Genomic DNA, 13,330 nt, shown 5'->3' with positions numbered 1-13,330 from the left:
GTGAAGGCCGTCGTCGTCCTTCACCACGCATCAACGTGAGGTTGGAAAGGGCTCAGTCTCGTAACGGAGTTAACGCAGAAGCTCGGTTGGAGTGGAAGTACGGGGTGACTACAGTGGTAAGTGCGTTGTAGGACGTGACTTGCTTTGCGATCGTAGGCGGGCAGCCCGGCAGCCCGGCAGCCCGGCAGCCCGGCAGCCCGGCAGTCGCGGTCGGGTGGTTTACGGGGAAACGGGGAGGGTGCGTCGTGATTCCGGCGGACATGGGCGGGGGCGTGTCGACGGCCGCAGCTGCAGACCTCAAGGTCGGCGCGGACGTCCTGGCGACTTTCAAGCAGCGCGTGGACAAGATCCTTCGGGAGTTTGAAGGCTCGCCCGGCAGCTCAACCAAGGTCGGCGACCAGCAGATCAGCCGGGCGGCCCTGAGCAGCGGTGCGAGCCCGTTTGGTGAGGCTGATGTCTTGCACCTCCAGTACGAGCAGGTCCACAGCCGCATCACGTCGCTGTCCAAGATGCTGGGCATGCAGATAGAGGCCATGAGTATCGCCTCGCACGGTGCGGAGGTCGGCTTCGCCAATCTGGAGGAAGACCAGCGACGCCGCTTCTGGGAGATCCAGACGAAGATCGACCTCAGTGCGCAGGACACCAAGGACCACAGCAACGCGCAGCAGTCGAAGGGGGGCTACAAGTAATGGGCGGCAACAACGATGGGAAGGCGCCGCAGACTCCCACCCCTCAGGAGCAGGTCGCCGGGCAGGTCGCGCTCACGGACGGCGTTCAGGGTGTCGTGAGCCTCATGCACGACGCCTTCGGGTTCGGCCCTGACCGTGCCTTCTACGTTTCGGACGACCTTGCAAAGAACCTAAAGGTCAAGACCGGACCCACGAGGTTCGAGGAGCACCGCCTCAACCTGATGCTCGACCTGGTCGAGAACACCAAGCCAAGTGATCTCGAGAGCGCAGGTTCGGCGCTCTGGAGGGCGAGTCAGGCGATGACTGACGCGGCCACCGAGTTGCGCGCCAATATCAAACACGCCACCGGCGACTTCCAAGGTGAAGCGGGCGACGCGTTCCAGAAATGGGGCACGAAACTCGCGGCTCACACCGACGAGTTGAGCACGTACGTCCAGACGGCCGGCGTGGAGATTACCGCTGCCTCCAGCGGGCTCGCCTCGGTGAAAAGTTCCCTGCCCCCGCGTGACACACGCCCCACTCACAAGGCACTGAAGCCCGAGGCGCTTCCGGTCGCGAAGCGGACGGAGGACGACCCGGATTACGCCGAGGCGGTCAAGGTCGAGGGACATCGCCAAGAGGCGATCAACCAAATGAACCGGCTGGCCTCGTTCTACTCCGTTTCGGCGGAGACGCTGAGCACGCTGACTCCTCCCACCTTCGAGACGATGCCGAATGTTGGGGTGCCGAAGCCAGATCCCTCGGGTGGCTTCTACAGCGGCGGCAGCAGCGATGGGGGAAGCGGGACGGATTCGGGTTCGATCAGCGGTGCTTCGCCCGGCCACCAAGCCGACCACAGGCCTTCAGTCCCTGGCGCACGCTCTCAGGTGCCGAACGAAGAGCGCGGGTCGGTCACCCTGCCGGACCGGCCTGTCGGTACCGAGATCAACAGCGTTGGCACACTTCCGACCCCTACGACGTCGTTGCCCGGCCCGCAGACGCCTGTAACCCCTGTCGGCCCGAGTGTGAGCGGGACGCCGGTCCCGTTCCCGACCGGACTCACCGGCCCTGTGGGGCCGGGAACAAACAGGCCTGGTGCGGGTGGGAACAAGAGCCCCTTCACGACGCAGAGTCGGGCCTCGACCTCGAACACATCCGGGAGCTCGCGCGCCCCCCAGGGACGCGGCGCGACGAACAATCCGATGGGGCGCGCCAGCAGCACGGGTCAAGGCACCTCGCGTGGAGGCATGCAAGGAGGCCGCCCGACCAGCACGGCCCGTGGGGTCACCGGCGGCACGCCGCGAGCGAGCAGTGCGAACCCGGCGCGTACTTCGGGTCCGGGAACCACGGGTGCGGGACGGTCGAACGGTGTGGTGGGTGGACGGCCCACCACACCCAAGTCCACGGGGCAGACGGGATCTCGGACGCCCCGCGGCACCGTGATGGGCGAGGGCGCCGCCGGCAACTCCCGAGGAACCTCCGGCCGTATCGGCCAGCGCGGTGTCATGGGAGCCCCGGGCACGGAGACGGCAGGCCGCTCCACAGGCGCCGGGCGCAAGATCCAGGGTGCCTCCGAGCCGGTGACGGGCCGTCCGACCGGAAAGGCTTCCGCGGCACGCGCCGGTCGTAACGGATTCACTTCGGGTGGCCAAGGACTGGTACGTGGTCCGTCCACGCGGCGGGATCGTGACGAGGACGACCAAGAGGGCACCGAGCGGCCCGACTACCTCGTCGAGGACGAGACCACGCACCTTCCACAGAAGCAGCGGCGCGACGTGCCGCCGGTAATCGACTAACTCCCGAGCGAGGACGTACAGCAGCATGAAGTCAGGGATCGGCCGACAAGCTCGGCGGAGCGTACTTGGACCTCGGCGCATCGCTCTGCGGTTGGCGGTGGCAGCTACCGCGGTGGGCGCGGTGGCCGGTACGTCAGTTGGGCTTGCCCCGGCCGCCCTGGCTGATGGGAGCGTCCAGTCGCAGCAGTGGTACCTGGATGCCATGGACGCGAACGCGATCTGGAAGGTCAGCACGGGCAAGGGCGTCAAGGTTGCGGTGATCGATTCCGGGATCAGCGACAGCACTCCGTCGCTGAAGGGGCAGGTCCTCGTGGGTGAGGTGCCGCAGAAAGTTGCGTATGGGGCGACCAAGGATTACGTGGGGCACGGCACCACCATGGCCGAGCTCATTGCGGGTACAGGAGCCGGCGGCGGTCTGAAAGGTCTCGCCCCCGGCGCGAAAATCATTCCCTTCCGTGTCCAGGTGTCTGAGATGAAGGACAAGGCCGAGCAGAAGAAGACGGCTGAGCCCGCTGAGGCGATCCGTGCTGCGGCGGACACCGATGCCAAGATCATCAACATGTCGTTCGGGCAGGACTTGATCGATCCGGACACTGAAGCCGCGGTCAAGTACGCGCAGTCCAAAGGCAAGTTGTTGTTCGCCGCCGTGGGTAACGACGCGGAGAAGAAGAACTCCATCGGGTATCCGGCGGCGTACGACAACGTCGTGGGCGTCGCGGCCTCTGATGAGACGGGCAAGGTAGGGAAGTTCTCCGAGCACGGAAGCTTCGTCGACCTTGCGGCTCCTGGCCTGCATCTTCCGGAATGGTGCGACGCGACTCTTGCTTCGTACTGCAGCGATGCCAAGGGAACCAGTTCCGCTTCGGCTCTCGCGTCGGCCTCCGCCGCGCTCATCTGGTCCGCACACCCTGACTGGACCAACAATCAGGTCCTGCGTGTCCTGACCGACACGGCGAGCCGTAGCTGGCCGAAGGACACGCCGAGCAACTACCTCGGATACGGATTGATCCGGCCGGCACGGAACCTGCTGCACAACGAAGGTCAGCCGGGGACCGCGAACGTCGACCCCATTACCAACCAGCAGACGACAGAGACCGGTTCCGGCTCGGACACGCCTTCTTCCACTTCTGCATCAGGCTCGTCACAGCCCTCACAGAAGGCTTCAGATGTCCCGGCCGAGGCGGCAGGATCGGAAGCGAAGTCGTCAAGTGACAGCAACACGCTGTGGATTGCGCTCGGTGCGATTGCCGCGGTGATCGTGGTCGGAGGCGTGGGCTTCGCTGTGATGCGGGCGCGGCGAAGCTGACAAGACTTTCAACCGTGGGATTTTTGCGCTTCTTGGGCAGACCACGGGGGAGCGGCTCGGCCTCAAGCGAGGCGGAGTCGGAGTAATGGATCAAGAGGCAGACCGAAGAAGGGCAGGATCGGCATGGCAACGCCACAGCAGAAGCTCGAAGACGCTCAAGTAGTCAAGCTCGAGAAGCAGATGTCGGAGAAGTACGACGGCATCCGGCAGCGCGTGCACAAGCTGCAGGGCGTCATCGATGGCCTTGAGGGCAAGTGGCAGGGAATCGGCCGCGCCGAGTTCGACAAGAAGCAGCACGAGATCAACACCTCGCTGCAGAACATCGGCAAGATCCTGGCCGACGTCATCGACGCGATGAACCAGACGCGCAATATCAAGGACAGCACCGAAGACGACGTGCGTGCGTCGGTGGCCAAAATCTCCCCTACGGACGGCGCGTCTTCGCTGAGCACCTTCTGACGCGGTAGCGCATCGAAGTCTCAGAAGTCGACACACCCAGGTTCTAGAGAGGTATACGCAGATGGTCAGTAATAACGGCGACGGCCTGCTCGTAACGTACGACGGGCTCGACATGGCGGCGACCCAGATCGGCAACGAGGCGAAGACCCTCGAGTCCGACCTCGCCGAGCTCAAGCAGCTCGTGGTGAAGAGCCGCGAGTACTGGGCGGGTTCTGCCCAGGACACCTTCGGCACCAAGCTTGCGAAGTGGGACAAGGAAGCTGCCGACATCCACGCGGCGCTGCAGGGCATCGGCCACGTGGTCGGCACCTCCGGTGGTACGTACATGGACGGCGACAAGAAGGCGGCCAGCTACTTCCAGTAGTAGGCAGCTGTAGGGGAATTCAGGTGGGCGCGCGCGGGAGGCGCCCACCTTCTCTTTCTTGAAATTCCGAGTGAGCCGGCTGACGGCTGAGGAAGGCGCAGACTGTCATGACCTTCGGGCCACCGCCCTCTGAGTTCACACAGTCGCGTCAGGAGGCGCGGGGGCGAGGGCGACGCCGTTCCTACGTACTTGCCGCGGCCTTCGTGGCGATCATGGCCATGGTTGTCGGCGGCTGGTTCCTCTGGCCCAAGGTGTCGAACTCCTCGGTCGAGCTGGACAAGAAGGCGACGCCGGCGTCTGCAGGGGATGACATAAGGGAGAGCGTAGAGGCGCGCCCCAAGGGTGGTGTGGGGCATCTGGAGGCCACGATGATGGCTCGAGGTGTGGCGCCGGGGAAGAGTCAACCCACTCCCGGTACATGGGCTACCAAGAAAACCCTGGTCAAAGGGAATGGTGCTTCGCTTGTTGCTGTCAAGGTCGGCACAGCTGAAGAGGATGCCTGGACTGTTGAGCTCCCGGGGGACATATGTGCTGCGTCGCCCTATGTGACCGTTGACGGTCGTACGGTTGTCGCATATAAAAGCGGCAAGAACGGGGATTCCTGTAATCGCCTGGTGATGTTCAACCTTGACACCGGGAAGAAGCTTTGGGATGTCGCTATTCCTTGGCAGGCGGCTCCATTTGACGAGCCCACGAGTATTTCCATGACGCGAGGTGTGGTCGTGGCGACGTGGTGGCAAGGCACGGCCGGCGTAGATATGCGATCCGGGAAGATTCTCTGGGAGCGCGGTCGGACGAAACAGTGCAATGACGCTCAGGTTCAGGGTGGCAAGGCGCTCGTTGTGAGCTACATCTGTGCCCTCAGTACGGACTACAAAGACATTCGGTATCAAGTTCAGAATCTGGATCCGCGTTCCGGTCGGATTGTGTGGACCTATCATGCGGCTCAGCACGTTTACGTGAGCATTGTGTCGAGTGAACCGGCGGTTGTGGCGGTCGAGGCGGGGGAAGACGCGGTCACGGACCTGCTCTCGCTCGATGACCGCGGAAAGCTTCGTGCGACCATCCGTATGGACGGGGACCACTACCAGGTGAGTTGCGACATCGAGCGAGGCGATGGCTGTGCCGGTGCCATCGTCGCGGGCGACCAAGTGTTTGTCGCGAGCGGGGCCGTGAGTGAGGATCTCGGAAACGATACGAATTGGCTCGTCGGTTTTGATCTATCGACCGGAAAAACAGGGGTGAAATTCGACGCGGGCCCCAACCAGCAGTTGCATCCCATCCGTATGAGTGGTGACCGGATCCTCGCCGCCAAGGAAGGGACGGATGAGGTGGCCCCCAACAGCCTCGTGGAGTTGGATCCTGCCACTGGCAGAGAGCGTACGTACTTCAGCTTCACCCTTCCCTCGGGCTTTTCCAGTGGCGCCGCGGCGAACGCGGCGATGGTCGAGGACGGAAGGATCTACTTCGGTAAGTCGGCCGTGATGGGGAGCGGTAAGAAGAGTCTGCCTGATGCGCAGTGGATGGCCGTCGGGATCGGCAGGGCCGATTAACTCGCTGTGGAGGGCTTGAGTTCGCTCTGGGCATCGCCGTTCATGAAGCCCTTCGCGCGGTCGTTCTCGACGTGCGAATACTCAGTATTCGGTGGCATGCCCCTCAGCCCCTCTGGGAGGCTCACGCCGCTTGGACTGGACCAGGGGGAGTCGTTGCACGTGCAGAGGGTCGAAACCGGTACGGGCACGGGGAGTCGTGCGCAGCGTGTTGGGCCGTACGTGCTCCTCACGTCGCTCGACCCCGCGAACAGCGGAGCCGGCAGTCTGCCCCCGAACGCCCGCCACATCGCCCGCACCCCCGACGGCGACCGAACCGTCCTCCTCACCACCCCGCTCCCCGGCACGGACCCCGCCCGCTTCATGGCGGAGGCCGACGCCTCCCGCTATCTGGTGGGGAGTTGGGTGCTGCCCGCCGTTGAGCTCGCCCCGCCGGGGCATGGGGCGTGGCACGCCAGTCCCTATCTTCCCGTGCTGCCGCTGCCCGCCGCGCTCGCCGTCCACGGCGGTCCATTGCCCGAGGGAACCGTGCGCGCCGTCGGTCTCGCCCTCGCCGAGACGCTCTCCGTGATCCACGGGCAGAGGCTCACCCACGCCGGGGTGTCACCGGCCACCGTGCTTCTGGCGCACGACGGGCCCCGGCTCACCGGATTCGGTGGCGTACGAGCGGCCGCCCCCGACGGAGCCGTGCGGCGCGGCCTGCCGGGGGTCGACGCCGGTGTGCTGGCGCCGGAGCAGGCCGAGGGCGGGATGCCCCGGCCGCTCGGGGACGTGTACGCGCTGGGTGCGACCCTGGCGTACGCCGCCACCGGGAGTACGGCGCCCGAGCGGGACGAGTTGCCGCCGTGGCTGCGGTCCGTTGTCGGGCGGTGCCTGTCGCGTGATCCGGCCCGCCGACCCCAACTGGTCGAGGTTGCACGTGAGTTGGCGGCCGCTGATGGGGCTGCCGTGCAGTCGCAGGGGTTCGGTGCCCCGGATCGCGCCGCCGCCCTCCTCGCCCCTGGCTGGCTGCCCGCCCGCATTGTCGCTGCCCTCGCGCACCAAGCAGCCTCCGTTCTCGCGGCGGAGACGCCTGTCGAGCCGGAGCCGACGCCGCCCTCGTTCGGGGGCGCGGCGCATTCCGCCCCTCTCACCCACTGAACCGGCGCACCGGACGGACCAGACGGACACGACATCCCTATGCCAACACCTCTCACCCACGACGACCCCGCCGCTCTCGGCCCGTTCCGCCTGATCGCACGGCTCGGCAGCGGCGGCATGGGCACCGTCTATGTCGCCCGCAGCTCAGGCGGCCGCACCGTCGCGCTCAAGACCATGCACCCCGGCATCGCCCAGGACCCGGCCGCCCGGACCCGCTTCCGCCTCGAAGTCGACGCGGCCCGGGTCATCGGCAGCCGGTTCGGGGCCAAGGTCTTCGACGCCGACCCGCTCGCGGTACCGACGCCCTGGTTCGCCACCGAGTACGTGCTGGGGCCCCCGCTCGACGAGGCCGTGGAGGCTGTCGGGCCGCTGCCTGAAGAGGCCGTGCGGGCGGTGGGGGCCGCGTTGTGCGGGGCACTTGGACAGCTGCACCGCAGCGAGGTCGTGCATCGGGACCTGAAACCGTCCAATCTGCTCGTCACTGCCTACGGGCCCAAGGTCATCGACTTCGGTATCGCGCGGGCCATCGGTGACGACCGGCTCACGCGGACCGGCTCCGCAGTCGGTACGCCTGCCTTCATGTCGCCGGAGCAGGCCACCGGCCTTGAGCACGGAGCGGCCGGGGACGTCTTCGCGCTCGCCGGTGTGCTCGTGTACGCGGCCCGGGGCAGCGGACCGTTCGGGAGCGGACAGGCGGCAGACCTGTTGTACCGCGTGCGGTACGGGGAGGCGGATCTCAGCGGCGTACCCGCCACCCTCGTTCCCGTACTGGCGCGATGCCTGAGCAAGGATCCGGCGCAACGGCCCACCACCGACGAGTTGGCCGCCCATCTGCACGACGGAAGCGGCGAGTTCGTCGACCATCTGCCGCCCGCGCTGCTCGGGGAGATCGGGCGGCGGGCGGCGGACGTGTGGCAGATCATGCCGCAGCGAATGCCCGCACCGCCGGTCGCGACCGAGACGACGCCCGCGCCCGCCGCGAAGCGGACCGCCCGGCCCTCGCGTCGTGCGTTCCTGGCCGGCGGGACGGTGGCGGCCGCCGCACTGGCGGGAGGCGGCACCTGGTGGTGGCGCTCGGCGCACGACAGCGGCGGCGGCAACGGTAAAGGTGCGGGCGGTCCCGTGCAGACGCGCAACCTCGACCCACTGTGGGTGAACCAGCAGACCTCCTTTCAGATCGAGGGCTGGAGCCTGGCCATGCCCTTGGCCGTCGAGGGCGTGATCCATTTGCCGTTCCGCGCGGTGACCCTGCGCTTCAATCCCAAGAACGGCCTGCGCATGGAGGACCTCGTCGCGGACGGATCACCGTGGCAGGCGGAGGTACGGGGAGGCAAGGAGTACCGGCTCGGCCCGGCCTTCGACACGGGCGCGAGCGTCCCGCCGATCGGCGTGGCGACATGGGACGAGCGCCAGGATTACGTGAAGCCGACCGCGGGCGTCCTGGCCGGCACCAACGCCGAGCTCGACGGCAACCAGCTCCTCTGTGTCTCCGGCACGGTGGCGTACGTCGCTGTCGGAGCCGGGAAGAATTCCTACGCGGGTTTCCTCGCAGCCCAGAAGTTCACTCTGCGAGCCGTCGACATCAAGTCGGGCAAGGAGATGTGGACGCAGCCGCTGCCGTCACGTCCCGACAAGAGCCAGCGGCTGCATTTCCTGGCAGCCGAGGTCGTCGGCAGCCGCCTGGTGACGCTGCAGGAGACCAAGGCCGGGACCGTGCGGATCGTCGTGCGTTCCACCCGGACCGGCGACGTCATCTGGGACAGGCCCTACGGAGACGTCGACGACACCCACATCCTGCAGAGCGCTCTCGCCGTCGGCGACGGACGTCTCTACCTGGGCGGTGATCGACTGCGCGCCCTGCGGCTCAGCGACGGCGAGCAGGTGTGGGCGACCGAGGCGGGACGCACGTACAGCCCGCCCTCGTTCGCGTCGGGAGTCGTCTACGCGGTCGGGCAGGACGCGGGACTGACCGCGGTGTCCGCGGACGGCGGAGACGTGACGTGGACCGAGCTGTCGTCCGAGGTGAGCAAGGCGTCCACCGCGTGGCGCCCCCTTCTCGGCAAGCGGTACGGCTACTACCGCAACGGGGACCAGTTGCACGCGATCGATCTGAAGGCGCACCGGATCGCGCGGACGTACAAGACGAGTGCCACCCGCTTCTACGTGGACACGCCCGACCGGTTCGTCCTCGGTATGGGGGACACGACCATGAGCGCCTATCCGTTCAAGTGACGCGCGCCTCGCTCCCCGCCCTCGACTCCCGCAGAAGGATCCGACCATGAAGCCCCTCGGCACCGGCGACCCCCTCCGCCTCGGCCCCTACCGCCTGTCCGGCGTGCTCGGCGAGGGCGGCATGGGCAAGGTCTATGTAGGCCAGGACGCCTCGGGAACCCTCGCCGCCGTGAAGGTGCTGCGGCCCGAACTCGCGCACGACACGAACCTCGCGCAGCGGTTCGTACGGGAGGCGCAGGCGGCGCAGGCCGTGCGCAGCCCCGGAGTCGCCGCCGTGCTCGGCGCCTGGACGGAGGGCGGGCGGCCGTGGATCGCCACCGAGTTCCTCGCCGGACTCACGCTCGACCAGGCTGTCGATACCTTCGGCCCGCTCCCCGAACCCGCCGTGCGCGCCCTGGCCGCGTCCCTCGCCCGTACCCTCGTCGACATCCACGCGGTGGGCTTCGTCCACCGGGATCTCAAGCCGCCGAACATCGTGCTGACGTCGGGCGGTCCGCGCATCATCGACTTCGGCATCGCCCGGCCCGAGCACGGACTCACGCTCACCACCACAGGACAGGTGCCCGTCACCCCCGGCTACGGCGCCCCCGAGCAGGTACTCGGACAGCGTGTCGCGCCGCCCGCCGATGTCTTCTCGCTCGGCGCCGTCCTCGTGTACGCGGCGACCGGGAAGCGGGCCTTCGACGGTGGGCATGTGGCAGCGGTGCAGTACGCCGTCGTGCATGACGAGCCCCGACTCGCTGGTATCGCACCGCAGTTGACGGACCTCATCACGCCCTGCCTCGCCAAGGACCCGACGAGCCGCCCCCTGCCTGTCCAGATCGCTCAGGTCATGGCACCGCCCAAGGGCGGCGAACAGGCTTGGCGCCGCGGCGCGTTCGCCGATGCCATCGTGGAACGGGAGCGTGTCGCACACCGGTTGACCACCCAGGTCACGGCCGGCGTACAGGCGACGCGGGGCCCGTCACCGGGGCGCCGCCGACTGCTGACAGGGCTCGCCGCGGGCGGTGCGGTGGTCGCGGCGGGCGGTGGTGCGGGCGCCTGGTGGTTCGCCGCTCGGGGGACGAGCGACGACGGGTCCCGGACGGCCGCGAAGAGCGACCCCTACGACATCCCGCCGGCGGTGCGCACGCCCCAGGAGGCTCTCGAGAAGAACATCGGCGGAACGTCGGTCACCGTCGGAGAGCCCGGCGTCATCTGGCAACTGGACGACGAGGCCGATGTGTACTCGCCGACTCTGCTCCCGGTACGCGATGTGGTCGTCCTCGGCGCGGCGAGCGGTGGCATAGCGGCGTACGACGTCAGGACCGGCGACCGTCGCTGGCAGGCAGCCGGCGCCCGCCCGAAGGCGGGCTACCTGTCGCTGTCGGACCGACTCGTCGCCGCGGCCGACGAGAAGGGGACCCTGCGCACTTACGTGGCCTCGACAGGCGTGGCCAAGTGGACATGCCCGGCCGCCGAGGCGGAGACGCTGCTCGCCGCCGACAAGGAAGCCGTGTACGTCCTCACGAAGGACCACGAAGTACGCAGCATCGGGCGGTCCGACGCGAAGGTGCGGTGGACCGCCAGGGCCCCCGCCGGGTTCAGGGGGCAGGGCCTGATGACGACGGCCGTCGCGGCTCAGGGGCGCCTCCTGATGGCGACGGCCAACGCACAGGTGCTGGTCCTCGACACCCGCACCGGGCGCCCGGCGTGGACCCGGACCGACACCGCGGACGTCGACGTGTGCTTCGCCGTCGACGGAGACACGGTGTACGTCAACGGCAGGACGCTGGACGCCCGCCGGCTCGGCGACGGCAAGGTGATCTGGAGCACCAAGATCAAGGATCCCGATCGCGAGGGCAAGAACTGGGGGCCGCCGACGGCCCACGGCGGTGCGGTCTACGCCAACGGCGGCGCTTTCCCGCGGCGCCTGGACGCGCGCGACGGCAGCGAGGTCTGGGAGAGCTACTGGTCCGCGAACACCAATGGGCCCGTCCTCGTGCAGGGCCACGGGGCATGGTCGCTGCAGAGCGGATCCGACGAGGTGACATCGGAGCAGTTGAACCTCAACACGGTGCGGGCCGCCGACGGAGAGCGCACCTGGAGGCATCGAATACCTCTGTCCGACAACGTGCAGTTCGCCGCGGACGGCAACCGCGTCTTCGTCATGTGCGACAGCACCGTGAGCGCCTTGTCGGTCTTCTGACGGCCTGACGCCGTCGACCACTTCGGAGGGAATCCATGGGCAGGGGAGCGTGGAGATGAAGCGACGTACCGAGCGCGGCGTTGTCTGGGGCGTGGTGGCTGCCGCCGTCCTCGGGATCGGCGCGTACGTCGCCGACCCCGCTCTCCGCGACCAGCTCGTGGCCCGCGACGTGTGCGACGGGGCCGTCCGCACGTCCGAGGTGGACCAACTCACACGGACGGCTACCACGTGAAAGCGTCGAGGACGCAGCGCTTCGACCGGCTCGGTATTTATACCTGCACCCTCACCGTGAAGCAGCGCGAGCACGCCTCGTGCGGCGCGTTGTACGTCCGCAGCCCCACCAACGCACCGACCGAGTGCGCGATGTCGGCGAGGCCGGAGTCGGGGTCTTCCAGGTCGAAGCGGCGCGAGTCGGTGCCCCGCTTGCGGTCGGGGACCTTGTCCTGCGCGGTCAGGCGTGCCGCCGGATCGCCACCGCGGTCCGTCAACCGCTCCAAGTAGTAAGCGAAATGGGCGCGTTCGGCGTCATACAGGACGGCGAAGGCTTCGGGGTCCCGCGCCACCTGCGGGATCAGCCGGTCGAAACGGGCAGGACGCACCTTCAGCAGCCGATCCTGGAAGCCAAAAGCCGCGTGCGCCTCGTGCCCGTCGAGGAAGCGGCCGAACTCCGTGTGGCCCGAGTCGTCCAGAGCGGCGGCGGAGACGGTGGGCTCCGCCGGACCGGTCGCGTCGTGGTCGCCCAGCACCGGGGTGAGCGTCATGTCCACGAGGTACTCGGCCATGACGCGCGCTACCGACGGCGCGAGACCGGGTGCGGGCTCTTCCGGGAAGGACAGCACGGACATCACCGCATGGGCGGCGCGGGCCTGGGCCTGCGTGTGCGGCTTTCCGGGCTCGGACGACGTCGCCGCCTCGATCACGCGGCCGACGGCACGGGCACCGTCGCCGCGGTACGCGTCATGGCCGAGCGGTGCCTCGGCTCGCCCCGGCTCAGCCGACTCGTACCGGCCATGGGGTCAAGGGGCTTGGTGGCGGCCGCCGGGTCGTCGGCCAGAGCGAGGACGGCGGCCGGAATGTGCCGACAGGGCGCCCCATCAGCCGAGTCGGTGAGAGACACGGGCACGATCACGGCGGCCGCGACGAGCGCCACACCCGCGAGTCCGGCCTACAAGCGGTGCTGCCGCACCCAGCCGCCGACCACTGCCATCACTATGCGGTCGGCGCCCCGCCACTGTGCGGCGCAGGCTCCAGATCGAACTCCCCGTCCCTGGCGCCGAGGACGAACGCCGTCCACTCCGCCTCCGTATACCGAAGCACCGTCTCGGGCTCCAGCGACGACCGCATCGCCACCGCCCCGTCCGGCAGATACGCGATCTCGACGCGCTCCTCGTGCTGCTCCGTGCCGGGGGCGCTGTGCCACCCCACGCCGGAGATGTCGAGCGCGTACAGCTCGTTCTTCTCGCGCTCCTTGCGGGCCGCGATCTCCTCGGGGGTCTCGGGCTGCCGAGACTCCGGCGCGGTGTGCTGCTCCTGTGCATCCGCCATGGTGAGCGGCCCCTTCCGGACGTACGAACTGCCTGTGCGGCCACCCTACTTCGCGCGGCCCCGCCGCCTCATGGGTCCTGCG

At 68.0% G+C, this 13,330-nt stretch carries 13 protein-coding genes; 10 read left to right on the top strand and 3 right to left on the bottom strand.

The genetic code is table 11. From position 1 onward, the window contains the following. The first annotated feature begins 245 nt into the window (after positions 1-245). The 10 genes from AB0J02_RS41465 to AB0J02_RS41420 all read left to right on the top strand — a co-directional run bounded on the left by AB0J02_RS41465 (position 246) and on the right by AB0J02_RS41420 (position 11,935). Entirely contained in the window at positions 246-689 is a 444-nt protein-coding gene (locus AB0J02_RS41465; protein WP_363199108.1) for a hypothetical protein, read from the top strand. Next, the gene (locus AB0J02_RS41460; protein ID WP_363199107.1) at positions 689-2,464 is read left to right on the top strand and encodes a hypothetical protein; all 1,776 of its coding nucleotides are present in this window, start codon (positions 689-691) and stop codon (positions 2,462-2,464) included. The genes AB0J02_RS41465 and AB0J02_RS41460 overlap by 1 nt, the downstream gene beginning before the upstream one ends. Positions 2,465-2,666: 202 nt before the next feature. Continuing rightward, positions 2,667-3,770, top strand: coding sequence for a S8 family serine peptidase (locus tag AB0J02_RS41455; RefSeq protein WP_363199106.1), 1,104 nt, complete (start codon positions 2,667-2,669; stop codon positions 3,768-3,770). A 123-nt stretch (positions 3,771-3,893) separates the two neighbouring features. After that, positions 3,894-4,229 (top strand): WXG100 family type VII secretion target, encoded by a 336-nt coding sequence (locus tag AB0J02_RS41450; protein WP_363199105.1) that lies wholly within the window; start codon positions 3,894-3,896, stop codon positions 4,227-4,229. 61 nt (positions 4,230-4,290) lie between these two features. Further along, positions 4,291-4,593: a WXG100 family type VII secretion target gene (locus AB0J02_RS41445; protein WP_363199104.1), complete on the top strand. Its 303-nt coding sequence runs from the start codon at positions 4,291-4,293 to the stop codon at positions 4,591-4,593. A 212-nt stretch (positions 4,594-4,805) separates the two neighbouring features. Next, entirely contained in the window at positions 4,806-6,146 is a 1,341-nt protein-coding gene (locus tag AB0J02_RS41440; RefSeq protein WP_363199110.1) for a PQQ-binding-like beta-propeller repeat protein, read from the top strand. Positions 6,147-6,305: 159 nt separating this feature from the next. Beyond that, entirely contained in the window at positions 6,306-7,283 is a 978-nt protein-coding gene (locus tag AB0J02_RS41435; protein ID WP_363199103.1) for a serine/threonine protein kinase, read from the top strand. A gap of 39 nt (positions 7,284-7,322) precedes the next feature. Then, positions 7,323-9,515, top strand: coding sequence for a protein kinase (locus AB0J02_RS41430; RefSeq protein WP_363199102.1), 2,193 nt, complete (start codon positions 7,323-7,325; stop codon positions 9,513-9,515). 46 nt (positions 9,516-9,561) lie between these two features. Further along, on the top strand, positions 9,562-11,703 hold the full coding sequence (locus tag AB0J02_RS41425) for a protein kinase (RefSeq protein ID WP_363199101.1): 2,142 nt from the start codon (positions 9,562-9,564) through the stop codon (positions 11,701-11,703). 55 nt (positions 11,704-11,758) lie between these two features. Continuing rightward, positions 11,759-11,935: a hypothetical protein gene (locus AB0J02_RS41420; protein WP_363199100.1), complete on the top strand. Its 177-nt coding sequence runs from the start codon at positions 11,759-11,761 to the stop codon at positions 11,933-11,935. 37 nt (positions 11,936-11,972) lie between these two features. Here AB0J02_RS41420 and AB0J02_RS41415 read toward each other — a convergent pair whose 3' ends face one another. The 3 genes from AB0J02_RS41415 to AB0J02_RS41405 are packed head-to-tail and all read right to left on the bottom strand — an operon-like array spanning position 11,973 to position 13,248. Then, complete coding sequence (locus AB0J02_RS41415; RefSeq protein WP_363199099.1) at positions 11,973-12,623, bottom strand: hypothetical protein; 651 nt, start codon at positions 12,621-12,623, stop codon at positions 11,973-11,975. Next, positions 12,620-12,853 (bottom strand): hypothetical protein, encoded by a 234-nt coding sequence (locus tag AB0J02_RS41410; protein ID WP_363199098.1) that lies wholly within the window; start codon positions 12,851-12,853, stop codon positions 12,620-12,622. Before AB0J02_RS41410 ends, AB0J02_RS41415 begins: the two co-directional genes overlap by 4 nt. 59 nt (positions 12,854-12,912) lie before the next feature. Next, positions 12,913-13,248 carry a DUF397 domain-containing protein gene (locus AB0J02_RS41405; RefSeq protein ID WP_363199097.1) on the bottom strand — a complete coding sequence of 112 codons (336 nt, stop codon included), beginning with the start codon at positions 13,246-13,248 and terminating at the stop codon, positions 12,913-12,915. Positions 13,249-13,330 lie beyond the last annotated feature (82 nt).

The organism is Streptomyces sp. NPDC050264, assembly GCF_040655895.1.
Classification (GTDB): domain Bacteria; phylum Actinomycetota; class Actinomycetes; order Streptomycetales; family Streptomycetaceae; genus Streptomyces.
This window is presented reverse-complemented; position numbering and strand designations above follow the sequence as displayed.